General features: G+C 61.5%; 23 protein-coding genes. 11 read left to right on the top strand and 12 right to left on the bottom strand.

The genetic code is table 11. The annotated features are described in order from the left end of the window. Positions 1 to 16: 16 nt before the first annotated feature. Together V9L13_RS13215 and V9L13_RS13210 are read right to left on the bottom strand one after the other, a co-directional pair. Complete coding sequence (locus tag V9L13_RS13215; protein ID WP_003227192.1) at positions 17 to 511, bottom strand: SprT family zinc-dependent metalloprotease; 495 nt, start codon at positions 509 to 511, stop codon at positions 17 to 19. A gap of 148 nt (positions 512 to 659) precedes the next feature. After that, positions 660 to 1,262 (bottom strand): Yip1 family protein, encoded by a 603-nt coding sequence (locus V9L13_RS13210; protein WP_003227189.1) that lies wholly within the window; start codon positions 1,260 to 1,262, stop codon positions 660 to 662. A 445-nt stretch (positions 1,263 to 1,707) separates the two neighbouring features. Between V9L13_RS13210 and ttcA the strand changes: the two genes are divergently transcribed. Next, a complete protein-coding gene (gene ttcA / locus V9L13_RS13205) occupies positions 1,708 to 2,532 on the top strand; it encodes a tRNA 2-thiocytidine(32) synthetase TtcA (protein ID WP_003227187.1) in 825 nt (274 codons plus the stop codon). 183 nt (positions 2,533 to 2,715) lie between these two features. Further along, positions 2,716 to 3,390 (top strand): DNA-3-methyladenine glycosylase I, encoded by a 675-nt coding sequence (locus V9L13_RS13200; protein WP_003227185.1) that lies wholly within the window; start codon positions 2,716 to 2,718, stop codon positions 3,388 to 3,390. A 113-nt stretch (positions 3,391 to 3,503) separates the two neighbouring features. Here the strand turns inward: V9L13_RS13200 and V9L13_RS13195 are convergent, their stop codons facing one another. The 3 genes from V9L13_RS13195 to arsC are packed head-to-tail and all read right to left on the bottom strand — an operon-like array spanning position 3,504 to position 4,878. After that, positions 3,504 to 3,929 (bottom strand): DUF2069 domain-containing protein, encoded by a 426-nt coding sequence (locus V9L13_RS13195; RefSeq protein ID WP_338802724.1) that lies wholly within the window; start codon positions 3,927 to 3,929, stop codon positions 3,504 to 3,506. 2 nt (positions 3,930 to 3,931) lie between these two features. Next, positions 3,932 to 4,528 carry an NAD(P)H:quinone oxidoreductase gene (gene wrbA / locus V9L13_RS13190; protein WP_003227181.1) on the bottom strand — a complete coding sequence of 199 codons (597 nt, stop codon included), beginning with the start codon at positions 4,526 to 4,528 and terminating at the stop codon, positions 3,932 to 3,934. Beyond that, positions 4,525 to 4,878 (bottom strand): arsenate reductase (glutaredoxin), encoded by a 354-nt coding sequence (gene arsC / locus V9L13_RS13185; protein WP_201136851.1) that lies wholly within the window; start codon positions 4,876 to 4,878, stop codon positions 4,525 to 4,527. Before arsC ends, wrbA begins: the two co-directional genes overlap by 4 nt. 114 nt (positions 4,879 to 4,992) lie before the next feature. Here arsC and V9L13_RS13180 point away from each other — a divergent pair, with 114 nt between their 5' ends. Continuing rightward, complete coding sequence (locus tag V9L13_RS13180; protein ID WP_338802723.1) at positions 4,993 to 5,460, top strand: TlpA disulfide reductase family protein; 468 nt, start codon at positions 4,993 to 4,995, stop codon at positions 5,458 to 5,460. A gap of 210 nt (positions 5,461 to 5,670) precedes the next feature. Here V9L13_RS13180 and V9L13_RS13175 read toward each other — a convergent pair whose 3' ends face one another. Together V9L13_RS13175 and V9L13_RS13170 are read right to left on the bottom strand one after the other, a co-directional pair. Then, on the bottom strand, positions 5,671 to 6,075 hold the full coding sequence (locus V9L13_RS13175) for an META domain-containing protein (protein ID WP_003227175.1): 405 nt from the start codon (positions 6,073 to 6,075) through the stop codon (positions 5,671 to 5,673). Then, complete coding sequence (locus V9L13_RS13170; RefSeq protein WP_338802722.1) at positions 6,075 to 6,509, bottom strand: hypothetical protein; 435 nt, start codon at positions 6,507 to 6,509, stop codon at positions 6,075 to 6,077. Before V9L13_RS13170 ends, V9L13_RS13175 begins: the two co-directional genes overlap by 1 nt. Before the next feature lie 133 nt (positions 6,510 to 6,642). Between V9L13_RS13170 and V9L13_RS13165 the strand changes: the two genes are divergently transcribed. After that, positions 6,643 to 7,095 carry a hypothetical protein gene (locus V9L13_RS13165; RefSeq protein WP_338802721.1) on the top strand — a complete coding sequence of 151 codons (453 nt, stop codon included), beginning with the start codon at positions 6,643 to 6,645 and terminating at the stop codon, positions 7,093 to 7,095. Between the two features lie 11 nt (positions 7,096 to 7,106). Here V9L13_RS13165 and V9L13_RS13160 read toward each other — a convergent pair whose 3' ends face one another. Both V9L13_RS13160 and V9L13_RS13155 read right to left on the bottom strand, forming a co-directional pair. Continuing rightward, positions 7,107 to 8,096 carry a 2-hydroxyacid dehydrogenase gene (locus V9L13_RS13160; protein ID WP_338802720.1) on the bottom strand — a complete coding sequence of 330 codons (990 nt, stop codon included), beginning with the start codon at positions 8,094 to 8,096 and terminating at the stop codon, positions 7,107 to 7,109. An 83-nt stretch (positions 8,097 to 8,179) separates the two neighbouring features. After that, entirely contained in the window at positions 8,180 to 10,933 is a 2,754-nt protein-coding gene (locus V9L13_RS13155; RefSeq protein ID WP_338802719.1) for a response regulator, read from the bottom strand. 217 nt (positions 10,934 to 11,150) lie between these two features. Between V9L13_RS13155 and V9L13_RS13150 the strand changes: the two genes are divergently transcribed. The 7 genes from V9L13_RS13150 to V9L13_RS13120 all read left to right on the top strand — a co-directional run bounded on the left by V9L13_RS13150 (position 11,151) and on the right by V9L13_RS13120 (position 19,645). Next, positions 11,151 to 11,873, top strand: a complete 723-nt coding sequence (locus tag V9L13_RS13150; RefSeq protein ID WP_103521841.1) for a response regulator transcription factor — start codon at positions 11,151 to 11,153, stop codon at positions 11,871 to 11,873. After that, complete coding sequence (locus tag V9L13_RS13145) at positions 11,860 to 13,284, top strand: sensor histidine kinase (RefSeq protein WP_338802718.1); 1,425 nt, start codon at positions 11,860 to 11,862, stop codon at positions 13,282 to 13,284. Before V9L13_RS13150 ends, V9L13_RS13145 begins: the two co-directional genes overlap by 14 nt. Before the next feature lie 202 nt (positions 13,285 to 13,486). Next, positions 13,487 to 14,389 carry a cysteine synthase CysM gene (cysM, locus tag V9L13_RS13140; RefSeq protein WP_027612303.1) on the top strand — a complete coding sequence of 301 codons (903 nt, stop codon included), beginning with the start codon at positions 13,487 to 13,489 and terminating at the stop codon, positions 14,387 to 14,389. Beyond that, a complete protein-coding gene (gene rlmD, locus V9L13_RS13135) occupies positions 14,389 to 15,765 on the top strand; it encodes a 23S rRNA (uracil(1939)-C(5))-methyltransferase RlmD (RefSeq protein ID WP_338802717.1) in 1,377 nt (458 codons plus the stop codon). The genes cysM and rlmD overlap by 1 nt, the downstream gene beginning before the upstream one ends. Before the next feature lie 101 nt (positions 15,766 to 15,866). Continuing rightward, positions 15,867 to 18,110: a GTP diphosphokinase gene (gene relA / locus V9L13_RS13130; RefSeq protein WP_338802716.1), complete on the top strand. Its 2,244-nt coding sequence runs from the start codon at positions 15,867 to 15,869 to the stop codon at positions 18,108 to 18,110. A gap of 132 nt (positions 18,111 to 18,242) precedes the next feature. Further along, complete coding sequence (gene mazG / locus V9L13_RS13125; RefSeq protein WP_338802715.1) at positions 18,243 to 19,076, top strand: nucleoside triphosphate pyrophosphohydrolase; 834 nt, start codon at positions 18,243 to 18,245, stop codon at positions 19,074 to 19,076. Positions 19,077 to 19,102: 26 nt separating this feature from the next. Next, entirely contained in the window at positions 19,103 to 19,645 is a 543-nt protein-coding gene (locus V9L13_RS13120) for a DUF2058 domain-containing protein (RefSeq protein ID WP_003227155.1), read from the top strand. Positions 19,646 to 19,791: 146 nt separating this feature from the next. Here the strand turns inward: V9L13_RS13120 and V9L13_RS13115 are convergent, their stop codons facing one another. From V9L13_RS13115 to fabA, 3 genes are all read right to left on the bottom strand, one after another. After that, the gene (locus V9L13_RS13115; protein ID WP_003227153.1) at positions 19,792 to 19,980 is read right to left on the bottom strand and encodes a hypothetical protein; all 189 of its coding nucleotides are present in this window, start codon (positions 19,978 to 19,980) and stop codon (positions 19,792 to 19,794) included. A 392-nt stretch (positions 19,981 to 20,372) separates the two neighbouring features. Further along, positions 20,373 to 21,593: a beta-ketoacyl-ACP synthase I gene (gene fabB, locus V9L13_RS13110; protein WP_003227152.1), complete on the bottom strand. Its 1,221-nt coding sequence runs from the start codon at positions 21,591 to 21,593 to the stop codon at positions 20,373 to 20,375. 11 nt (positions 21,594 to 21,604) lie between these two features. Further along, entirely contained in the window at positions 21,605 to 22,120 is a 516-nt protein-coding gene (gene fabA, locus V9L13_RS13105; RefSeq protein ID WP_003227150.1) for a 3-hydroxyacyl-[acyl-carrier-protein] dehydratase FabA, read from the bottom strand. Positions 22,121 to 22,159 lie beyond the last annotated feature (39 nt).

The following is a 22,159-nucleotide window of genomic DNA, read 5'->3' as shown; positions in this document are numbered from 1 at the left end:
GCAATACAAAAACCGACTATTCCACCCGCATCTCACCACTGAACACCAAGGTGTTGCGACAGCGCCGGCACAAATACCGTCGCCCCTGCCGTACCAGACTATGGCGCTGCGCCGAAAACGGAAAATCACTGTCGGCGCACGGGCATTTGTAGATATAGCGGGTCACGCTGCGGCGTTTGATTGCGTAAGTGTGGCAGCGATCAGGCGGCAGTTCGTAAACCCCGCGCATGATCAGTTGCCACTCCTCGCCATGCGGCTGGATGCGGTCGCCGAACAGCTGATGGGCGATCAGGTGCGCGACTTCGTGGGCCACGGTCTGCTTGAGGAAGTGTTCGGTGTTTTCCCGGTACAGCTGCGGGTTGAAGCGCAGCAGGTTCTCGTGCAGATGCGCGACACCGGCTTTTTGCCCGCGCAGCTTGAGGCTGACGACGGGGCGTTGGAAATGACGTTTGAAAAAGGCTTCAGCGAGTTGGTAACAGTCTTCGACGCGGGTATTGAGTTGCTCGGGCATGCTTGATGGATCTCCAGAGGCGTCGAGTATGCCGCAACGTCCCGGACTTGCGAATCGCTGACCTGCCGAATGGTCATCCGCCAAACGAGAAGGCCGCCTTGCGGCGGCCTGTATTGGCAGATCTTGTTGTTCTCGGGGGTGAAGCATCTCAGTTGGTATACACCGGCCCCACGCCGAGGCCCCAGACAATCACGGTGAACGCCATGATGGCCACCAGTACCACCAGACCCACCGCCAGCACCGAGCTGGAAAACAGGAAGCCTTCGTCCGACGGAATGTTCATGAACGTCGGCAACCCTACATACAGCAGATAAACCGTGTAGCAGATGGCCGCCGTGCCGACGATCATCCCCAGCCACATATGCGGATACAGCGCCGCCAGCCCGCCGACGAACAACGGTGTCGCGGTGTAGGTGGCGAAGGCCACGCAACGGGCCAGGCTCGGATTGGCGTCATAGGTGCGGGCCATCCAGTGCACGAACGCGCCCATCACCGCGACGCCGCCAAGCATCGCCAGGTACGACATCACCGTCATCCAGATTGCGCTTTCGACGGTGAGCATCACCGGCGCGCGGCTGCCGATCACCCAGCCGACCTGAGTAGTGCCGATAAACGCCGAAACGGCCGGAATCGCCGCCAGAATCAGCGTGTGCGTCAGGTACATGTGGCTGATGCTTTCCTCTTGGTCGCCACGGATTTCCTTCCATTCCTGATCGGGGTGGGTAAAAAGTCCCACTACGTGATGGATCATGCCAGTCACTCCTCTTGTTATTGCCATCGCCCCCCAGCGGAGCGCCTACGGGCCAAGGTGGCCGAGCAAATACAGGTCTTCAGATGTGTGCGACCTTATGTCGCAGTATAGAAAGGACTTAACCGCACAGGTGATAGGGGCTTAGAGCAAATCGCGCTGTAAACAGGGGGCCTAATCGCGGCAGGGTCTTGCACGTTTAAGGCCGGATCACCTCTGTGGCGAGGGAGCTTGCTCCCGCTCGGCTGCGTAGCAGTCGCCAATCCTTGCGGTTCGGTGCGTCAGGAAAATAGCGGCTGCAGGTTTTGGGGGCGCTTCGCACCCCAGCGGGAGCAAGCTCCCTCGCCACAGGGGATCGGTTGAAAGCGACAGACCCACGGCCCTTCGCCCCCAGCGGGTTTTTTGCGTAAAATGCCCGCCTTTCGTCACACCTCACGGATTTCGCGTCATGGGCACTCTTACGGTCAACCAGAACAAACTGCAAAAGCGCCTGCGCCGCCTGGCCGGCGAAGCGGTCGCCGATTTCAACATGATCGAAGACGGCGACAAGGTCATGGTCTGCCTGTCCGGGGGCAAGGACAGCTACACCATGCTCGACGTGCTGATGCACCTGCAGAAGGTTGCACCGATCAAGTTCGAGATCGTCGCGGTGAACATGGATCAGAAGCAGCCGGGCTTTCCCGAGCATGTGCTGCCGGCCTATCTGAAAGAGCTGGGCGTCGAGTACCACATCGTCGAGAAGGACACCTACTCGGTGGTCAAGGAGCTGGTGCCGGAAGGCAAGACCACCTGCTCGCTGTGCTCGCGCCTGCGTCGTGGCACGCTGTACACCTTCGCCGACGAAATCGGCGCGACCAAAATGGCCCTCGGTCACCATCGCGATGACATCGTCGAGACGTTCTTCCTCAACATGTTCTTCAACGGCACCCTCAAGGCGATGCCGCCGAAGCTGCGTGCCGACGACGGCCGTAACGTGGTGATCCGTCCGCTGGCCTACTGCAACGAGAAAGACATCCAGGCTTACTCGGACTTCAAGGAATTCCCGATCATCCCGTGCAACCTCTGCGGTTCGCAGGAAAACCTGCAGCGTCAGGTGGTCAAGGAAATGCTTCAGGACTGGGAGCGCAAGACTCCGGGCCGAACTGAAAGCATCTTCCGCAGTCTGCAGAACGTGGTGCCGTCGCAACTGGCCGACCGCAACCTGTTCGACTTCACCAGCCTGAAGATCGACGAAACGGCGGCTTCGCGCTTCGTCAACGTCGTCAACCTGTAAACCCATTCCAGGTGGGAGCGAGCCCTGTGGTGAGGGGATTTATCCCCGATGGGGCGCGAAGCGCCCCCAGAAAAGCTGGGGCTGCTGCGCAGCCCATCGGGGCGGTGCGACGTTTCGCTAAATCCCCTCACCACAGGGCCCGCTCCCACATGGGTTTCTTCGTTTCATTCAATAGGAGAGGGCATGCGCGATTACAAGTGGCTGCACGAATACTGTCTGAACCGCTTCGGTTCGGCGGCTGAACTGGAAGCCCATCTGCCCGTTCCCAAGACTCCCGCGCAATTGCGCAAGATCAGCGACGATCGTTACCTCTCGACCATGGCCCTGCGGGTATTCCGTGCCGGGCTCAAGCACAGCCTGGTGGACGCCAAGTGGCCGGCTTTCGAAGAAGTGTTTTTCAAGTTCGATCCGGAAAAAGTCGTGCTGATGAGCGCCGAGCACCTCGAACGCCTGATGCAGGACGCGCGAATCATCCGCCACCTGGGCAAGCTCAAGAGCGTGCCGCGCAATGCGCAGTTCATTCTCGATGTGGAGAAGGAGAAGGGCAGTTTCGGCGCACTGATCGCCGACTGGCCGGTGACCGATATCGTCGGTCTGTGGACCTACCTGAAAAAGCACGGCCATCAGTTGGGCGGGCTGTCGGCGCCACGCTTCTTGCGCATGGTTGGCAAGGACACCTTTGTGCCGAGCTATGACGTGGTCGCGGCACTGAATGCGCAGAAGATCGTCGACAAGGTGCCGACCAGTCTGCGCGATCTGGCGATTGTGCAGAACGCGTTCAACCAGTGGCATGAACAGAGTGGCGGGCGGCCGATGAGCCAGATTTCGATGATGCTGGCTTACACCGTCAATCATTAATAACGCGTCGCCCCATTCGCGAGCAAGCCCGCTCCCACAGGATCCTTGTTGAAACACAATATTGTGATCGACACAAAAACTGTGGGAGCGGGCTTGCTCGCGAAGGCGTCAGCTCAGGCGACGGAAATCTCGCCCTCGCCAGCCAGCTTGCGATTCAACTGATACCGCCACCGCACATACAGCAGCGCCGAGCAGAACAGCGCCAGGCTCGCGGCCATCTCCAGCACCCCGAACAGCTGCCGGTTCGGGTCATACGCTGCCAATGCGCCCTTGATGAAATACAGATTCACCACAAAACACATCCACGAGTGCGCACGCGCGTTGCCCATCAGCATCCCCGGCGCGAGGATCAGCCACGGGATCAGCTCGACCAGCAGAATCACCCATGGTCGGGCGCCATGCAGGTCGGCGAATACCAGGTAGTAAGCGGCGAGCAGCCCGGCGAGGCCGAAGAAGCACAGCAGGCTGAGGGCCCGCATCGCCTTGACGCGGGGTTCGAGCCACTCCACCGAGGGCAGGATTTTCGCCTTCTTCGCCACCCTCAGCCCTCCAGTTTTTGCGCGGTTTTCGCCAGGCGTGCGCCGAGTGCACGACACAGCGCCATCTCGTGCTGATCCAGACCTTTCTTGCCATCGGCCCCAGCGTGATGACTGGCGCCATATGGCGTGCCGCCGCCCTGGGTTTCCAGCAGCGCCGACTCGCTGTACGGCAGGCCGGTGATCAGCATGCCGTGGTGCAACAGCGGCAGCATCATCGACAGCAGGGTGGTTTCCTGGCCGCCGTGCAGGCTGGCGGTGGAGGTGAACACGCCGGCCGGTTTACCGACCAGTGCACCGGTCAGCCACAAGTTGCTGGTGCCGTCGAGGAAGTACTTGAGCGGTGCGGCCATGTTGCCGAAACGCGTCGGACTGCCGAGTGCGAGGCCAGCGCAGTTCTTCAGATCGTCGAGGGTGGCGTAGAGCGCACCTTCTTCCGGGATCTGTGGGGCGACCGCCTCACATTCGGTGGAAATCGCCGGCACGGTACGCAGGCGCGCTTCGAGGCCGGCCTGCTCGACACCGCGGGCGATCTGCCGGGCCATCTCGTTGGTCGAACCGTTGCGGCTGTAATACAGAACCAGAATGTATGGCGCGCTCACGGCAACAGCTCCAGGATCTGCTCCGGAGGACGGCCGATCACGGCCTTGTCGCCGACTTCGAGAATCGGCCGCTCCATCAGTTTCGGGTGTTCGGCGATGGCGGCGATGAGTTGCGCTTCGCTGAGGCTCGTGTCCGCCAGCTGAAGCATTTTGTATTCATCTTCTCCCGTGCGCAGCAGTTGCCGTGCGCTGATGCCGAGCTTGCCGAGCAAGGCCTTGATCTGCGCGGCGTCCAGCGGCGTTTCCAGGTAACGCACCACGTTCGGGGTCAGGCCACGGGCCTCGAGAAGTTCCAGTGCGCCGCGGGATTTCGAGCAGCGCGGATTGTGATAAAGCGTCAGATCGGTCATGGCGGGTCGCTTCTGGCGTAAAGTGGCGGCTATTCTAACTGTGCAGCGCGCAATCCAGAACCTTCAGAGGCGATGGGTCGCAGGCGCATCCAATTTTTGACCAGGGAACACGACATGACACGGCGATTGGCAGCGGCATTGACGATAATCGGGGCGTTGATGCTGGGGGGCTGCGGCAACGATTACGGCATTGACCAGAATGGTCAGAAGGTGGCGTCCGAGCGTCTGGATAAACAATGGGTAGTTATCAATTACTGGGCCGAATGGTGTGGCCCGTGCCGCACGGAAATTCCTGAACTCAATCATTTGGCTGACGAACTCAAGAGCAAGAATATTGGGGTGTTCGGGGTCAACTTCGACAACGTGCAGGGTGAAGACCTGAAGAGCGCCAGCGAGAAGCTGGGCATCAAGTTCACCGTACTGGCGCAGGATCCGGCGGACCTGTTCGACCTGCCGCGCAGTGAGGCCTTGCCGGTGACCTACATCATCGACAACAAGGGCAAGGTGCGTGAGCAGTTGATGGGCGAGCAGACGGCGGCGGGGGTGATGGCCAAGCTGCAGGCGTTGCAGGCGACAAAGTGAGCTGCCTCTAAAGAGCAACCCTCACCCCAGCCCTCTCCCAGAAGGAGAGGGAGCTGACCGAGGTGTCTGGCGCTTCCATCGACCTGGAAGATCGTGTCGATTATGGATTCAGCGAAGATCCTTCAAGTCGGCGCACACTTTCAGAACCCCCCAATCAGTTCCCTCTCCCTTTGGGAGAGGGTTAGGGTGAGGGTTTGGCGTTCTTGAGGGTTAACCCTCTTCCAGCCACCAGCGCAGCGGCTTGCCTTCCGCCGGCCAGAAGCGCATCTGCTCGATCGGCGAGATGTCCCAGCGTTCGACGCCTTGCAGCGCCTGCAGGAAGCGTTGTTCCTGCTCCATCAGCGCCGGGGCGCAGAGTTTGCGGGTCTTGCCGATCGGGCCGAAGCTCAGCTTGTCACCCTCGAGGGTGTACGGTGCGAACCAGTGGTTGCAGCCGCCGTTGCCATACGCGCGGCCATCGTCACCGAGGGTCACGGTCAGGTGGCTGTAATCCATCAATGGCCGCTCGCCGATCCACTCCAGAATGTAGCTGCGGTTCTGTTGCAACTGCACTGGCTCTGCGGCGCAGCCCACCAGACCGGCACCGACCAACAGGGGCAGGGCAAGGCGTTTCATCACGCAGGCTCCTGGCATTTCGGGCACAGGTGTTTGTCGCCGACGGCTTTCCAGCCCAGCTCGGCGATGCGCGCCGTGGCGGCCGGTTTCTCGGCAGTCTTGCCCAGCTTGGCATCCACCGCGAACTCGAAGCTCAGCTCTTTGGCGCAGCTGTCGCAGTTGACCTGCCAGGTGTGGATCGCCAGTTCGCCGAATACCGGGCCCGTGGTCATCGCGGTCCATTGGCCCGGCGGATTGATCAGGTGGCGCACGGAGTCGACGGTCAGGCGCATGGACAAGGCCTTGCTGCCTTTGAGGGTGACCAACAGAACGTCACCGTTACGGATCGAGCCACCGTTGCCGGTGACCTGATAGCGGCCCGGTACGAGGGCGCGGCATTCGGTGAGGGTGTGTTGCGGGTTCATCAGGGTGTAGCGGAAATCGTGTTCGACCATGGGTCCTCCAAATCTGCGCGACATGCTAGCACGGGCTGGATTGCAGGATGGCGTACGTGTGTGACCTTCGATCCGGTTCAAATTGCTCGGCGCTCATGGCAAACTGCCGCCCTTCAATCTGAGGGAACGGAACATGGCGCTGATCGAATGTTATGAATGCAAGCGGAGCATCAGCTCTGAAGTCAAGGCGTGCATTCATTGTGGTGCTCCGATGGCGCAGCAACACGGGCACAATCCGCAGCAGCCGACGGTCGCCGCTGCCGCGACGACGATTTCATTTGGCAGTCTGCCGCGCAACAAGTCGGTGCCTGAAGCCTTCGTCCCGCCGCCAGCCCCGGAGCCCGCGCCGAAAGTGACACCGGCAGCAGTCGGTCGCCGTCGTCGGCAGCCCGAGCCGATCCCTCAACTTCAGCCCAACGCCGACGGTTCGCGTCCGGTGGAAGGCTGGTTGAAGATCATGGTGTTTCTGTTGCCGATGGTCTTTGTCTGGTTCCTGCTGCGTAACGGTCATTCGATGAAGCAGCGTTTTTTCGGTTTTGGCTGGCTGGCCCTGCTGATCCTGGCCTCGTCGCTGTCGCCGAAATAAGCCGGTAATCCTCAGCCTTCGACCTGGTTTTGCGGCGCGCCTGCAGCCCAGGTCGCGATGTTGTGCAGGGTGGTCGCGGCAATCGCGCCCAGCGCCTCGTGGGTCAGAAACGCCTGATGCGCGGTGATGATCACATTCGGGAAGGTCAGCAGCCGCGCCAGCACATCATCCTGCAACGGCAAGTCGCTGCGATCCTCGAAAAACAGCTGCGCCTCTTCCTCATACACATCCAGGCCCAGATAGCCCAACTGGCCGTCCTTCAAGGCGTCGATCAGCGCGGGTGTGTCCACCAGACCGCCGCGTCCGGTGTTGATCAGCATCGCCCCCGGTTGCAGATGTGCCAGTGACTCACGGTTGATCAAGTGTTTGCTCTGCGCGTTGAGCGGGCAGTGCAGGCTGATGATCCGCGACTGCGCGAGCAATTCCGGCAGGCTCAGATAACGTGCGCCCAAGGCCACAACCTCGGGGTTTGGATACGGGTCGTACGCCAGCAATTCACAACCGAAGCCGTGCATGATTTTCGCGAAGGTCGCGCCGATCTGCCCGGTGCCGACGATGCCGACGGTCTTGCCCACCAGATCGAAACCGGTCAGGCCGTGCAGCGTGAAATCGCCTTCGCGGGTGCGGTTGTAGGCACGGTGCAGGCGCCGGTTGAGCGCCAGAATCAACGCCACCGCATGTTCGGCCACCGCATGCGGCGAGTAGGCTGGAACCCGCACCACGGACAGCCCGAGGCGTTTCGCCGCGACCAGATCGACATGGTTGTAGCCCGCCGAGCGCAGCGCGATCAGCCGCGTGCCGCCGGCCGCCAGCCGCTCCAGCACCGGCGCGCTGAGATCGTCATTGATGAAGGCGCAGACCACCTCGTGCTGTTCGGCCAGGGCGGCGGTGTCAAGACTGAGCCGGGCCGGCTGAAAGTGCAGTTCTATTCCGGCCGGGCAATCGACGGCGAGGAAACTGCCGCGGTCATAGGTCTGGCTGCTGAAGACGATCGTGCGCATCAATTCCTCCTGGAACGGGGTGGCGAGTCAGCGTTGACGGCCACCACTTTAACGGCGATTGCCGCTGCCGGCATTGCCGTGGATCAGGCGCTGATCCTGGCTTGGGTGGCGAGGCGATTGATCGCCCGCTCCAGTTCTTCCAACGCCACCACGGCTTTGGGATCGCCCTGTTTGAGCAGGGTTTCACTGCGCTGACAGGCCGCGCGCAATTGCGGCACGCCACAATATCGGGTCGCGCCGTGCAGGCGATGCACGCGCTCAATCAATGCGTTCTGATCACGGGCTTCGCTGGCGGCACGAATCGCTTCGCGGTCGGCTTCCAGCGAGGCGAGCAGCATTGCCAGCATGTCGGCGGCAAGGTCCGCCTTGCCGGCGGCCAGGCGCAGGCCTTCCTCATGGTCGAGCACCGGCAGCTCATTACTGCCTGCTGCGCTGTCGCTGGCGCGCTCCGGGCCTTGATTACGCAAGGCCAGACCGGTCCATTTCAGCACCACTTGCGCCAGTTGCCGCTCGCTGATCGGTTTGGTCAGGTAGTCATCCATGCCGCTTTGCAGCAGGGCGCGTTTTTCGTTGGCCATGGCGTGGGCGGTGAGGGCGACGATCGGCAACGGCGTGCAATGCCGTTCGCTTTCCCACTGGCGGATGGTCTCGGTGGTCTGGCGTCCGTCCATGCCCGGCATCTGCACGTCCATCAGCACCAGATCGAAGGATTCGCTCTGCACCGCTTTGACCGCCGCATAGCCGCTTTCCACGGCCAGAACCTTGGCGCCCATGTCTTCGAGCAGGGTCTGCACCAGCAACAGGTTGGCCGGGTTGTCGTCGACGCACAGGACTTTCGGTGCACGGCTCGACAGCGGTTCGCCCGGCTCGTTGCGCGGCTGGCGCGGGTTGGCCAGATCGGCCAGCGCCCGGCGCAGTTTGCGCGTGCAGGCCGGTTTGGCCTGCAACTGGCTATGCGGGTTCGGTACCGAGAGATGGAACAGCGTCTGTTCGGTGGTCGGGCACAGCACCAGCACCTTGCAACCAAGATGCTCCAGATCCCAGATGTGCTGGTTCAGGCGCTCCGGGAGCATGTCGTTGCTGGTGATGCCGAGCACCGCAAGATCGATGGCCTGATCGGTCTGGTGTGCGCCGGTGACGCCGTTGGTCAGGCTCTCCAGCGTATTGAACGGCGTGACGTCGAGGCCACAGTCTTCCAGTTGATGCTGCAAGGCCTGGCGCGCCAGTTCGTGATTTTCCAGTACGGCCACACGGCGTCCGAGCAGCGGCGGGGCCGGCAGGTCTTCGCTGTCGTCGCGGGCTTTGGGCAGGCTCAGGCTGATCCAGAATTCCGAACCTTCGCCTGGGGTGCTGTCGACGCCGATTTCGCCGCCCATCTGTTCGATCAGGCGCTTGGAAATCACCAGACCCAGCCCGGTACCGCCAGGCTGACGCGACAACGAGTTGTCGGCCTGACTGAACGCCTGGAACAACGCGCGCACATCCTGACTCGACAGACCGATGCCGGTGTCCTGAATGCTGATGCGCAGCTGCACGCTGTCTTCGTGTTCTTCTTCGAGCATGGCGCGGGCGACGATGGTGCCTTCGCGGGTGAACTTGATCGCATTGCTGACCAGGTTGGTGAGGATCTGCTTCAGGCGCAGCGGGTCACCGACCAGCGACAGCGGTGTGTCGCGATAGACCAGACTCACCAGCTCCAATTGCTTGGCGTGGGCTGCCGGCGCCAGGATGGTCAGGGTGTCCTGCAACAGGTCGCGCAGGTTGAATGGAATATGGTCGAGCACCAGTTTGCCGGCCTCGATCTTCGAGAAATCGAGGATCTCGTTGATGATCCCGAGCAGGCTGTCGGCGGACTTTTCGATGGTGCCCAGATAGTCGAGCTGGCGCGGGGTCAGCTCGCTTTTCTGCAACAGATGCGTGAAACCGAGAATGCCGTTGAGCGGCGTGCGGATCTCGTGGCTCATGTTGGCAAGGAACTCGGATTTGATCCGGCTCGCCTCCAGCGCCTCTTTGCGTGCCAGATCCAGTTCGATGTTCTGGATCTCGATGGTTTCCAGATTCTGCCGCACGTCTTCGGTGGCCTGATCGACGCTGTGCTGCAGTTCTTCGCGAGCGTTCTGCAGCGTGCCGGCCATGCGGTTGATGCCCGAGGCGAGCTCGTCCAGTTCCTGACTGCCGAGCGGTGGCAGGCGGGTTTCCAGATGACCGTCCTTGAGCTGGGCGACCGCGTGTTTGATCTGGCTCAGCGGGCGGTTGATGGTGCGGCCCATGCGCAACGCGAGCAGGGCCGCGCCGGCAAGGCCAGCGGCAATCAACAGCAGGCTGGCAAACAGGCTGCGATAACCGCGCAGCAGCATGCCGTTGTGCGACAGCTCCAGTTCGACCCAGCCGAGCAGGCGATCGGACTCTTGCGGAATCACGTCGCCGGCAAGATTGCGATGCTTGCCGAACACCGGCATCAGGTAACGGGTGGCGTCATTGCCGCTGCGCCGTTGCAGTTGCGCACTGTCGCCGCTGGGCGCCTGATTGAGCATGGTCGGACCGGCGTGCGCCAGCGGTGTGCGGTCGGGGGCGAGGAAGGTGACGGCGCGTACGTCGGGTTGTTCGAGAGACTGGGTGGCGATGCGTTCCAGCAGATCGGTGTTGCCGTGGCCCATGGCGGGCGCCACCAGCGGCGCCAGTTGCTCGGCGATCATTTCACCGCGCTGCATCAGTTGGGTCTGCAGGTCGGACTGTTGCATCCAGGTGAAATAACCACCGAGAACCAATGCCATCAGGCTGGTCGGCAACAGGGTCAGCAACAATACGCGACCTTTGATTCCCAGTTTCTTGAGCACACCCATCTCCTGCATCCCGCTGAACTGTTGACTCTTACGTGCATCCGGCACGCGACATTGGCGCAGTGTAGCGATTTGCAGGCAGGCAATCTCCGGAAAAATGATGTCGTCATCGGTCGACGGCGCATGGCGCGTTTGTCCGCCAGGTCAACCTTGGGTTGCCCGATGGCGGGCAATCTTGAATAATCGGCCAACTGAGAATTATTTGCAGATACTCATGACGCTTGCCTCCAACGATTTCCCACGCATTCTTGCCATCGAGGACGACCCGGTTCTGGGCGCCTATGTTCACGAACATCTGGGGCGCAGCGGCTTTAAGGTGACCTGGTGCCAGAACGGTCAGGAAGGGCTGAACATCGCGCGTCGCCAGCCGTTCGATGTGGTGCTGATGGACATACTGTTGCCGGGGCTCGATGGCCTGAATGTGCTGACCCAATTGCGTCAGAGCCATTCGACGCCGGTGCTGCTGATGTCTGCCCTGGGTGCCGAGGCCGATCGCATCAGTGGCTTTCGCCTGGGGGCCGATGATTATCTGCCAAAGCCGTTCAGCATGGCCGAGCTGCACGTGCGCATCGAGGCGATTCTGCGGCGGGTGGCCCTTGATCGGCGCCCGGCGGCAGTTACTCCGTCGGTGGCCAGTGGCACGCTGCGCTTTGACGATGAACAGTGCGAGGTTTTCTATAACGCGCAAGCCGCCGGCCTGACCCGCAGCGAATACCGCCTGCTGGAAACCCTCAATCGCAACGACGAAGAAGTGCTGAGCAAGGCCTTCCTTTATCAGCACGTTCTGCAACGCGGTTACGCGGCCCACGACCGCAGCCTCGACATGCACATCAGCCAGATCCGCCGCAAACTCAAGGCCATCGGTTACCTCGAGCGTGAAGTGCGCACGGTGTGGGGCAAGGGCTACGTGCTGAGTGCGCCTGATGAAAATCTCTGACCTGCCGGGCCGGCATTCGCTGTTCTGGAAACTGGCGTGCCTGCTGGTGGCGTTCTGTCTGCTGATGATCTGGCTGAGCTGGTCCTGGGGCCGCTACATGGAGGAGCGCAACCAGTTTCTCTCCGACGAGGCGCGCGGCACGCTGAGCCGTTATGCCGCTGAAGTCGAACGGGCGTGGCAGCGCGGTGAGCGAGACGGGATCGATAACTGGTTGCAGAGCATGGAGCTGCGCGAGGCGGGTTGGGTCGGAGTGATAGACCGCAATCTGCAGTCGTTGAGCAGCGATCCGCTGAGTGAACAAGAAATCCAGCACCTGACCTTTTTGCGCGGGCTCGACTGGCCGATCCACAAGCAAGGCCGGCCGTGGCTGCGGGTGCCGTTTCCCCAGGATCCATCTGCCGGCAGTCTGGTGATCGAGTTGCCCGAGCGTTTTCTGCCGGGTAAATACCGGGTGTTCTGGAGGGTGATCACCAACGGGGTGATTCCGGGGCTGTTCACCTTGCTGCTGTGCGTCGGCCTGTATCGCTTGCTGGTGGTGCCGCTGAACAACCTGCGCGAACAGGCCAATGCCTGGCGCGCCGATCAATTGAATGTGCGCCTGTCGAGCGGCATTACCGAGCGCCCGGACGAACTCGGCGAGTTGGCGCGGGCCTTCGACTCGATGTCCGAGCGCCTGCAGTCCACCGTTGCCTTGCAACAGCAGCTGCTGCGCGATCTGTCCCATGAGCTGCGTACGCCGCTGAGTCGATTGCGGGTGGCCAGTGAAAGCGAACAGGATCTGCGGCAACTGCGCGAGCGCATCGGCCGTGAAGTCGATGGCATGCAACGGCTGGTCGAGGACACCCTGCAACTGGCCTGGCTCGACACCGAGCGTGCACCGCTGCCGGACGAGGCGATCCAGATTCAGGCGCTGTGGGAAATGCTCACCGACAACGCCTGTTATGAAAGCGGCTGGCCGAGCCTGCAATTGCAGTGCGCGGTGCCGTCGTCGTGCTGGGTGCGCGGTAATCTCAATAGTTTGGCGCAGGCGCTGGAGAACATTCTGCGCAACGCCATTCGTCATTCGCCTGAGGGCGGCATCGTGTGCCTCGATGGACGGCGTGACGGCGATTACTGGCATCTGTGGCTGGAAGATCAAGGCGGCGGTGTGGCTGAAGCGGATCTGGAACGGATCTTCTCGCCGTTCACCCGCCTCGACGGCTCGCGCCCGGGGGATGGCGGGTTTGGGCTGGGGTTGAGCATTGCGAGGAATGCGGTGCAAAGGCAGGGTGGGATGTTGTGGGCGGAGAATGGTGGGGCAGGGTTGCGCTTGAATTTTCGGCTGATTGCCGATGGAGGCGGCGTGACGGCTGACGCCTTCGCGAGCAAGCCCGCTCCCACAGTGGATGTGTGTCGTCCGCAAACTGTATAACCAACACCGTCACCCTCCTGTGGGAGCGGGCTTGCTCGCGAAGGGGCCCTTCGATTCACCGCTGAACTCAAAAGTCGCACCACCGGTGCGACATTCATCTGCTTATTCCCAGAAACCATAAGCACCATACTTTGCGTGATATGGCCTGCGAACGTTTGCCGGTATGATAGGCGCCCCCGCACGTCTGGATTGCGAATACGCCATGACCCTGCAGTACCCAACCATCGCCGATTGCGTCGGCAACACTCCGCTGGTGCGTTTGCAGCGCCTGCCCGGTGCCACCAGCAACACCCTGTTGCTCAAGCTCGAAGGGAACAACCCGGCGGGTTCGGTCAAGGACCGTCCGGCGCTGTCGATGATCACCCGTGCCGAACTGCGCGGGCAGATTCACGCCGGCGACACGCTGATCGAAGCGACCTCGGGCAACACCGGGATTGCGCTGGCCATGGCCGCCGCGATCAAGGGTTACAAGATGATCCTGATCATGCCGGACAACTCCAGCGCCGAGCGCAAGGCGGCGATGACCGCTTACGGTGCCGAGCTGATTCTGGTCAGTCAGGAAGAGGGCATGGAAGGCGCTCGTGATCTCGCCCAGCGGATGGAAGCCGAAGGCCGTGGCAAGGTGCTCGATCAGTTCGCCAACGGCGATAATCCCGAGGCGCACTACACCACCACTGGCCCGGAAATCTGGCGTCAGACCCAGGGCACCATCACCCATTTCGTCAGTTCGATGGGCACCACCGGCACCATCATGGGCGTGTCGCGCTACTTGAAAGAGCAGAGCGACAGCGTGCAGATCATTGGCCTGCAACCGATGGAAGGCTCGGCCATTCCGGGCATCCGCCGCTGGCCGCAGGAATACCTGCCGAAGATCTATCAGGCCGACCGCGTCGACCGCATTGTCGACATGGCGCAAAGCGAAGCCGAGGACGTCACCCGGCGTCTGGCCCGCGAGGAAGGCATCTTTTGTGGCGTGTCCTCGGGCGGTGCGGTGGCAGCGATGCTGCGCCTGTCCAAGGAAGTTGAAAACGCGGTGATCGTCGCGATCATCTGCGACCGTGGCGACCGTTATCTGTCGACCGGCATTTTCGACGCGCCCAACTGATGGCCAAGCACGAGAGAGGCCTGCGCTTCCAGCCCACCGGCGGCAGCAAGGCCGCGCAAATCCCGACCGGCAAAAAACAGCGCTTGAATATCGAGCGCCTGGCCAATGACGGTCGCGGCATCGCGTTTTTCGAAGGCCGCACCTGGTTCGTCCTCGGCGCCCTCGCCGGTGAAGAAGTCGAGGCGCGGGTGCTCGGCACCCACGGCAAAGTGGTCGAAGCGCGCACCGAACGGGTGTTCAAGGCCAGTGAGTTGCGTCGCCCGGCAGCGTGTCAGCATGCCGGTCGCTGCGGCGGTTGCAGTGTTCAACACTTGCCCCACGCCGAACAGCTTGCCCTGAAACAGCGCATGCTCGCCGAGCAGCTGTCGAAGGTCGCCGGGGTCGAGCCTGAAGAATGGGCGGCGCCGTTGACCGGCCCGGAGTTCGGCTATCGCCGCCGCGCGCGGATCGCCGTACGTTGGGACATGAAGGCGAAGAAGCTCGAAGTGGGTTTCCGCGCCGCCGGCAGCCAGGACATCGTCGCCATCAACGAATGCCCGGTGCTGGTACAGCCCTTGCAACCGATCATGACCCGTTTGCCGGAGATGCTCCGTCGTTTGAGCAAACCGCAGGCGTTGGGGCATGTCGAGTTGTTCAGCGGTTCATCGCTGGCGGTGTTGCTGCGACACATGGCGCCACTGTCCGAAGCCGACCTGACGATCCTCAAGGATTTCTGCCAGTTCCATGCAGCGCAACTGTGGTTGCATGGCGAAGGCGAGCCACAACCGGTGGATGCCACGCAGTCGCTGGGCTATCGCCTGGAGCAGTGGGATCTGGATCTGGCCTGGCGGCCGGGGGATTTCATCCAGGTCAACGCCGGGGTCAATGAGGCGATGGTCGCGCAGGCGCTGGACTGGCTGAAGCCGACCGGTGACGAGCGCGTGCTCGACCTGTTCTGCGGTCTGGGCAACTTCGCCTTGCCACTGGCCAAAAGCGTGCGTGAAGTGGTGGCGGTGGAGGGCGTGCAGACCATGGTCGACCGTGCCGCTGCGAACGCCGCTAGTAACAATTTGCATAACACAAAGTTTTTTCAAGCCGATTTATCCCAGCCTTTGACCGATGCTCAGTGGATCGGAAACGGCTTTTCTGCGGTACTCTTGGACCCACCGCGTGACGGTGCTTTCGAGGTGGTGCGCAAGCTCGCGACCCTGGGTGCCAAACGGTTGGTGTATGTGTCGTGCAACCCTGCAACTCTGGCGCGCGATACGGTCGAATTGATCAAGCAGGGCTACCGGTTAAAACGTGCCGGGATTCTCGATATGTTTCCTCAGACGGCGCATGTCGAGGCCATGGCGTTATTTGAAGCGAGCCAGGATGGCTCGTCTGAATCCGTCTGACCTGTCCGGGCGGCGCTCGCTTTAGCCCCGCGAGCGCATCCGGGCATTGGGGGTCAGCGATTTGACGCATTGAATCTGCGTCGTAGGGAAGGTAAAGCAGCATGGTACAGGTGAGAGCACACCAGCCGATCAACACTGACGGCAGTATCAATCTCGAGGCTTGGCTCGATCACGCGGTCAGTGTCGACATGGCGCTGGATCGCGAAGCCTTGAAGGAAGCCTGCGAGTTCGCTCGCGAGGCCGAACAGCAGTCCAACGCCGCGAAGAATCTGTGGGCCGAGGGCAGCGGCAGTTTCAGTACGGGACTTGAGATCGCCGAGATCCTCGCCGACCTCAAGCTCGACCAGGACTCGCTGGTCGCGGCGGTGCTGTATCGCGGCGTCCGCGAAGGCCAGATCGAACTCGCGGCGGTCAGCCAGCGCTTCGGTCCCGTGGTGGCCAAACTGATCGACGGTGTGCAGCGCATGGCGGCAATCAGTGCCAGCCTCAGCCCGCGCCAGTCGATGGTGATGGGCACTCAGGGCCAGGTGGAAAACCTGCGCAAGATGCTGGTGGCAATGGTCGACGACGTTCGCGTCGCGCTGATCAAACTGGCCGAACGTACCTGCGCCATTCGTGCGGTGAAAACCGCCGACGACGAAAAGCGTAACCGCGTCGCCCGGGAAGTTTTCGACATCTATGCGCCGCTCGCGCATCGGCTCGGCATCGGTCATATCAAGTGGGAGCTGGAGGACCTGTCCTTCCGTTACCTGGAACCCGATCAATACAAACAGATCGCCAAGCTGCTCCACGAGCGGCGGCTGGACCGTGAGCGGTTCATCAGCGATGTGATGACCCAGCTCAAGGACGAATTGCAGGCCACCGGCGTCGACGCCGACATCAGCGGCCGGGCCAAACACATCTATTCGATCTGGCGCAAAATGCAGCGCAAGGGTCTGGAATTCAGCCAGATCTACGACGTGCGCGCCGTGCGCGTGCTGGTGCCGGAAATGCGCGACTGCTACACCGCGCTCGGCATCGTCCACACCCTGTGGCGGCATATCCCGAAAGAGTTCGACGACTACATCGCCAACCCGAAAGAGAACGGCTACCGCTCGCTGCACACGGCGGTAATCGGTCCGGAAGGCAAGGTTCTCGAAGTGCAGATCCGTACGCACTCGATGCACGAAGAGGCCGAGCTCGGCGTCTGCGCACACTGGCGCTACAAGGGCACTGACGTCAAGTCCGGTTCCAACCACTACGAAGAGAAAATCTCCTGGCTGCGGCAGGTGCTCGAGTGGCACGAAGAGCTGGGCGATATCGGTGGCCTGGCCGAACAGCTGCGGGTCGATATCGAACCGGATCGGGTGTACATCTTCACCCCCGACGGCCACGCCATCGATTTGCCGAAAGGCGCGACGCCGCTGGACTTCGCCTACCGCGTGCACACCGAAATCGGTCACAACTGCCGTGGCGCGAAGATCAACGGCCGTATCGTGCCGCTCAACTACAGCCTGCAGACCGGTGAGCAGGTCGAGATCATCACCAGCAAGCACGGTACGCCGAGCCGCGACTGGCTGAACCCGAACCTGGGCTACGTCACCACCTCGCGGGCGCGGGCGAAGATCGTTCACTGGTTCAAGTTGCAGGCGCGTGACCAGAACGTTGCGGCCGGTAAAACCCTGATCGAGCGCGAACTCAATCGCCTCGGTCTGCCGGCGGTGGATTTCGACAAGCTGGCCGAAAAGGCCAACATGAAAACCGCCGAAGACATGTTCGCCGCCCTCGGTGCCGGCGACCTGCGTCTGGCGCAACTGGTCAACCTGGCGCAGCAACTGGTCGAGCCGGAACGCGGCAACGAACAGCTGGAGCTAATCCCGCGCAAGGCCACCGGCTACAAGCCGGGCAAGCGCGGCGATATCCAGATCCAGGGCGTCGGCAACCTGATGACGCAAATGGCTGGCTGCTGCCAGCCGCTGCCGGGCGACGCGATCGTCGGCTACATCACCCAGGGCCGCGGCGTGAGCATTCACCGCCAGGACTGTGCCTCGGTGCTGCAACTGGCCGGGCGCGAGCCGGAGCGGATCATCCAGGTCAGTTGGGGCCCGGTGCCGGTGCTCACCTATCCGGTGGACATCGTCATCCGCGCCTACGACCGTTCCGGTCTGCTGCGGGACGTCTCGCAGGTGCTGCTCAACGAGCGGATCAACGTGCTGGCGGTCAACACCCGCTCGAACAAGGAAGACAACACCGCGCTGATGTCGCTGACCATCGAGATTCCCGGGCTGGATGCGCTGGGGCGCTTGCTGGGGCGGATTTCGCAGTTGCCGAACATCATCGAGACGCGGCGTAACCGTACTCCGTGAAGATGGCTTCGTTCGAATGTGGGAGCGGGCTTGCTCGCGAAGAGGGCGTGTCAGTCGATATTTACGCTGAATGACACACCGCATTCGCGAGCAAGCCCGCTCCCACATTGGTTTTGTGTAGAGGCATGACAGATGTATTCACTTGAAGACCTGCTCCACCTGATGAATCGCCTGCGCGACCCGCAGTACGGTTGCCCGTGGGACATCAAGCAAACCTACGCGACCATCGTCCCGCATACCCTCGAAGAAGCCTATGAAGTGGCTGACGCCATTGAACGCGGCGACTTCGATCACTTGCAGGGCGAGCTGGGTGATCTTCTGTTCCAGGTGGTCTATTACAGCCAGTTGGCCAAGGAAGAAGGGCGCTTCGAATTTGCCGGAGTGATCGACAGCATCACTCGCAAGCTGATCCGCCGTCATCCGCACGTGTTTCCCACCGGCGATCTGTACGCGCCGCTGGATGTGCCACGGCTGAATGAAGAACAGGTCAAGCAGCGCTGGGAGGAGATCAAGGCCGAAGAACGCGCGGAGAAATCCGCCGTGCCCGAGCAGCTGTCACTGCTCGATGACGTGCCTGCCGCGTTGCCGGCACTGTCGCGTTCGGCCAAGTTGCAAAAGCGTGCCGGGCAGGTCGGCTTCGACTGGCCGGATGCACTGCCGGTGCTGGACAAGGTGCGCGAAGAGCTCGACGAAGTGCTCGAAGCCATGTCCGAAAACGATCCCAAAGCGGTGGCTGACGAGATCGGCGACCTGCTGTTTTCCGTGGTCAATCTGGCCCGGCATCTCAAGGTCGATCCGGAAACCGCGCTGCGCGGTGCCAACGCCAAGTTCGAACGACGTTTCCGATTTATCGAACAGGCATTGCGCGACACCCGTCGTCCCATGGAAGATTGCACCCTCGAAGAGTTGGACGCCCTGTGGGGTGAAGCCAAACGCCAGGAAAAGAATGTGCCCAGCTGCGGCTGAGCCGTTGCCCAAGTGAGTAAGCATTAATGAGCCTTTCCCTTCGCGACCAGTTGCTCAAAGCAGGCCTGGTCAACCAAAAGCAGGCCAAGCAGGTCAGCAAAGACAAGCAGAAGCAACAGCGCCTGGCCCACAAGGGGCAGGCCGAGCTGGATGATTCGCAGCAGCGCGCCGCTCAGGAAGCCATGGCCGAGAAGGTCAAGCGCGACCAGGAGCTGAACCGTCAGCAGCAGGAGAAGGCCGAGGCCAAGGCCCGTGCCGCGCAGGTCAAGCAGTTGATCGAAGTGACGCGTCTGCCGAAGCTCAACACCGAGGACTACTACAACTTCGTTGACGACAAGAAGGTCAAGCGCATCTGCGTCAACACGCTGATGCGCAACAAGCTCAGCAACGGTTCGCTGGCGATCGTGCACCATGCCGGTGGCTACGAAGTGATCCCCCGTGAAGCGGCCCTGAAGATCCAGGAACGTGATCCGCAGCGCATTGTGCAGCTCAACGTGCAGACCGAAGAGGTCGCAGCCGAGGATGATCCGTACGCGGCCTACCAGATCCCTGATGATCTGATGTGGTAAATCGATAAAGCTGTAACAAAACAAACTGTGGCGAGGGAGCTTGCTCCCGCTGGACTGCGTAGCAGGCCCCTGCTCTTGAGTTGAAGAACAGGGCCGCTTCGCGCCCCAGCGGGAGCAAGCTCCCTCGCCACAGGTTCAATATTCGCCTAAGCGGATTTCAGATCCCGTTGCTGTTCTTGCAGTTCGAGTTCGGCCTTGTAGTTGTGGGCGTCAATCTCGTTGTGGAACATGCCGACCAGCAAGTCTTGTTGATGCACATCCCAGATCCGTACACCGGCGGCTACGCCTTCATGGGACATGTGTGAATCGTCGCGTTCAGTTACTTTTACAGTCATCTGCTAGCTCCAAATCTCAAGTTATCTGCAGCAAGGCGTGTGCAGGGCTCTTTTATATGATTTGTTAGCTTGCTAAGTAAACGCTTGATTTGTGCAAGGTGTTGTTGCGGTTTTTGCAACAGTGCTGCAGCCCGCGTAATCCGCGACATTCGGTCGCAGGGCGGGAAGTTGCATGACAGAAGTTTCATTTTCAGGCGCACTGACATCCTCTGTGGGAGCGGGCTTGCTCGCGAAGGCGGTATGTCAGACAGACTGATGTCGACTGACACGACGCTTTCGCGAGCAAGCCCGCTCCCACAGGGTTTTGCGCTGTGGCTGCTGGTTTCAAACCGGCCAAAAAAAACGCCCCGAACCAGTCGGGGCGTTTTCATGTGGAGCTCAGCAGCGGGGAATTACTTGCCTTCCCAGCGCTTCAGCACCAGCGTGGCGTTGGTGCCGCCGAAGCCGAAGCTGTTGCTCATCACGGTGTTGATGGTGGCGTTCTCGCGGGTCTTGGTCAGCACCGGCAGATCGGCCACTTCAGGGTCCAGCTCGTCGATGTTGGCGGAACCGGCGATGAAGTTGCCTTCCATCATCAGCATGCAGTAGATCGCTTCGTGAACGCCGGCGGCGCCCAGGGAGTGACCGGACAGGCTCTTGGTCGAGCTGATCGCTGGCGCCTTGTCGCCGAACACTTCACGCACACCTTTCATTTCCGCGACGTCGCCGACCGGAGTCGAGGTGCCGTGGGTGTTCAGGTAGTCGATCGGGGTGTCGACGGTGGACATTGCCATCTGCATGCAGCGGATCGCGCCTTCACCACTTGGGGCAACCATGTCGTAGCCGTCGGACGTTGCGCCGTAGCCAACGATTTCGGCGTAGATCTTGGCGCCACGGGCCAGCGCGTGTTCCAGCTCTTCAACCACAACCATGCCGCCACCGCCAGCGATGACGAAACCGTCACGGTCGGCGTCGTAGGCGCGGGAAGCTTGTTCCGGGGTGTCGTTGCGCTTGCTGGACAGGGCGCCCATCGCGTCGAACAGGAACGACTGGCTCCAGTGCTCTTCTTCACCGCCACCGGCGAAGACGATGTCCTGCTTGCCCATCTGGATCTGTTCCATGGCGGTACCGATGCAGTGAGCACTGGTGGCGCAGGCAGAGGCGATGGAGTAGTTCAGGCCCTTGATCTTGAACGGTGTGGCCAGGCACGCGGAAACGGTGCTGCTCATGGTCCGCGTTACACGGTATGGGCCGACGCGCTTCACGCCTTTCTCGCGCAGGATGTCCAGCGCTTCCATCTGGTTCAGGGTCGACGCGCCGCCGGAGCCGGCGATCAGGCCGGTACGCGGGTTGGACACTTGCTCTTCGGTCAGGCCGGAGTCAGCAATGGCGTCTTTCATGGCCAGGTAGGCGTAAGCCGCTGCGTGGCCGACGAAACGATAGATCTTGCGATCGATCAGTTCTTCAAGGTTGAGGTCGATGGAGCCGGAAACCTGGCTACGCAGACCCATTTCAGCATATTCCGGGTTGAACCGGATGCCAGGGCGGCTTGCACGCAGGTTAGCGGAGACGGTCTCTTTGTCATTGCCCAGGCACGAAACAATGCCCAGACCAGTGATAACGACGCGGCGCATGCGAATAACCCTTAGAAGTTGTCAGTGGAGGTGAAAACGCCGACGCGAAGGCCTTCGGCGGTGTAGATTTCGCGACCGTCGACAGTCACCGAACCATCGGCGATGGCCAGGTTCAGCTTGCCCTTGAGGACGCGTTTGATATGGATGTTGTAGGTGACTTTCTTGGCGGTCGGCAGGACCTGGCCGAAGAATTTCACTTCGCCCGAACCCAGCGCACGACCACGGCCCGGCAGGCCTTGCCAGCCGAGGAAGAAGCCGACCAGTTGCCACATGGCGTCCAGACCCAGGCAGCCCGGCATCACCGGATCGCCCTCGAAGTGGCACGCGAAGAACCACAGGTCAGGGTTGATATCCAGCTCGGCGACCAATTCACCTTTGCCGTACTTGCCGCCTTCTTCGCTGATCAGGGTGATGCGATCCACCATCAGCATGTTCGGGGCGGGCAGTTGCGCGTTACCTGGGCCGAACAGCTCACCGCGACTGCAGCGCAGCAGGTCTTCCCGAGTAAAGGCGTTTTGTTTGGTCATGCGAGCTCCTCAATAATCCCATGCGGCAGGTGGGGCAAA

The organism is Pseudomonas sp. RSB 5.4, from assembly GCF_037126175.1.
In the GTDB taxonomy this organism is placed as follows: Bacteria; Pseudomonadota; Gammaproteobacteria; order Pseudomonadales; family Pseudomonadaceae; genus Aquipseudomonas; species Aquipseudomonas fluorescens_H.
The sequence above is the reverse complement of the archived record's forward strand: the minus strand, read 5'-3'. Positions and strand labels throughout refer to the sequence as shown.

Excerpts from the sequence above, each read along its gene's own strand:
- V9L13_RS13115 (WP_003227153.1), bottom strand. The coding sequence starts at position 19,980 with ATGACTGTAAAAGTAACTGAACGCGACGATTCACACATGTCCCATGAA.
- cysM (WP_027612303.1), top strand. The coding sequence starts at position 13,487 with ATGACCCTGCAGTACCCAACCATCGCCGATTGCGTCGGCAACACTCCG.
- V9L13_RS13210 (WP_003227189.1), bottom strand. The coding sequence starts at position 1,262 with ATGATCCATCACGTAGTGGGACTTTTTACCCACCCCGATCAGGAATGG.
- mazG (WP_338802715.1), top strand. The coding sequence starts at position 18,243 with ATGTATTCACTTGAAGACCTGCTCCACCTGATGAATCGCCTGCGCGAC.
- V9L13_RS13120 (WP_003227155.1), top strand. The coding sequence starts at position 19,103 with ATGAGCCTTTCCCTTCGCGACCAGTTGCTCAAAGCAGGCCTGGTCAAC.
- ttcA (WP_003227187.1), top strand. The coding sequence starts at position 1,708 with ATGGGCACTCTTACGGTCAACCAGAACAAACTGCAAAAGCGCCTGCGC.
- fabB (WP_003227152.1), bottom strand. The coding sequence starts at position 21,593 with ATGCGCCGCGTCGTTATCACTGGTCTGGGCATTGTTTCGTGCCTGGGC.
- V9L13_RS13160 (WP_338802720.1), bottom strand. The coding sequence starts at position 8,096 with ATGCGCACGATCGTCTTCAGCAGCCAGACCTATGACCGCGGCAGTTTC.
- V9L13_RS13180 (WP_338802723.1), top strand. The coding sequence starts at position 4,993 with ATGACACGGCGATTGGCAGCGGCATTGACGATAATCGGGGCGTTGATG.
- rlmD (WP_338802717.1), top strand. The coding sequence starts at position 14,389 with ATGGCCAAGCACGAGAGAGGCCTGCGCTTCCAGCCCACCGGCGGCAGC.
- V9L13_RS13150 (WP_103521841.1), top strand. The coding sequence starts at position 11,151 with ATGACGCTTGCCTCCAACGATTTCCCACGCATTCTTGCCATCGAGGAC.
- relA (WP_338802716.1), top strand. The coding sequence starts at position 15,867 with ATGGTACAGGTGAGAGCACACCAGCCGATCAACACTGACGGCAGTATC.
- fabA (WP_003227150.1), bottom strand. The coding sequence starts at position 22,120 with ATGACCAAACAAAACGCCTTTACTCGGGAAGACCTGCTGCGCTGCAGT.
- V9L13_RS13170 (WP_338802722.1), bottom strand. The coding sequence starts at position 6,509 with ATGGTCGAACACGATTTCCGCTACACCCTGATGAACCCGCAACACACC.
- V9L13_RS13145 (WP_338802718.1), top strand. The coding sequence starts at position 11,860 with ATGAAAATCTCTGACCTGCCGGGCCGGCATTCGCTGTTCTGGAAACTG.
- V9L13_RS13215 (WP_003227192.1), bottom strand. The coding sequence starts at position 511 with ATGCCCGAGCAACTCAATACCCGCGTCGAAGACTGTTACCAACTCGCT.
- V9L13_RS13175 (WP_003227175.1), bottom strand. The coding sequence starts at position 6,075 with ATGAAACGCCTTGCCCTGCCCCTGTTGGTCGGTGCCGGTCTGGTGGGC.
- arsC (WP_201136851.1), bottom strand. The coding sequence starts at position 4,878 with ATGACCGATCTGACGCTTTATCACAATCCGCGCTGCTCGAAATCCCGC.
- V9L13_RS13165 (WP_338802721.1), top strand. The coding sequence starts at position 6,643 with ATGGCGCTGATCGAATGTTATGAATGCAAGCGGAGCATCAGCTCTGAA.
- V9L13_RS13200 (WP_003227185.1), top strand. The coding sequence starts at position 2,716 with ATGCGCGATTACAAGTGGCTGCACGAATACTGTCTGAACCGCTTCGGT.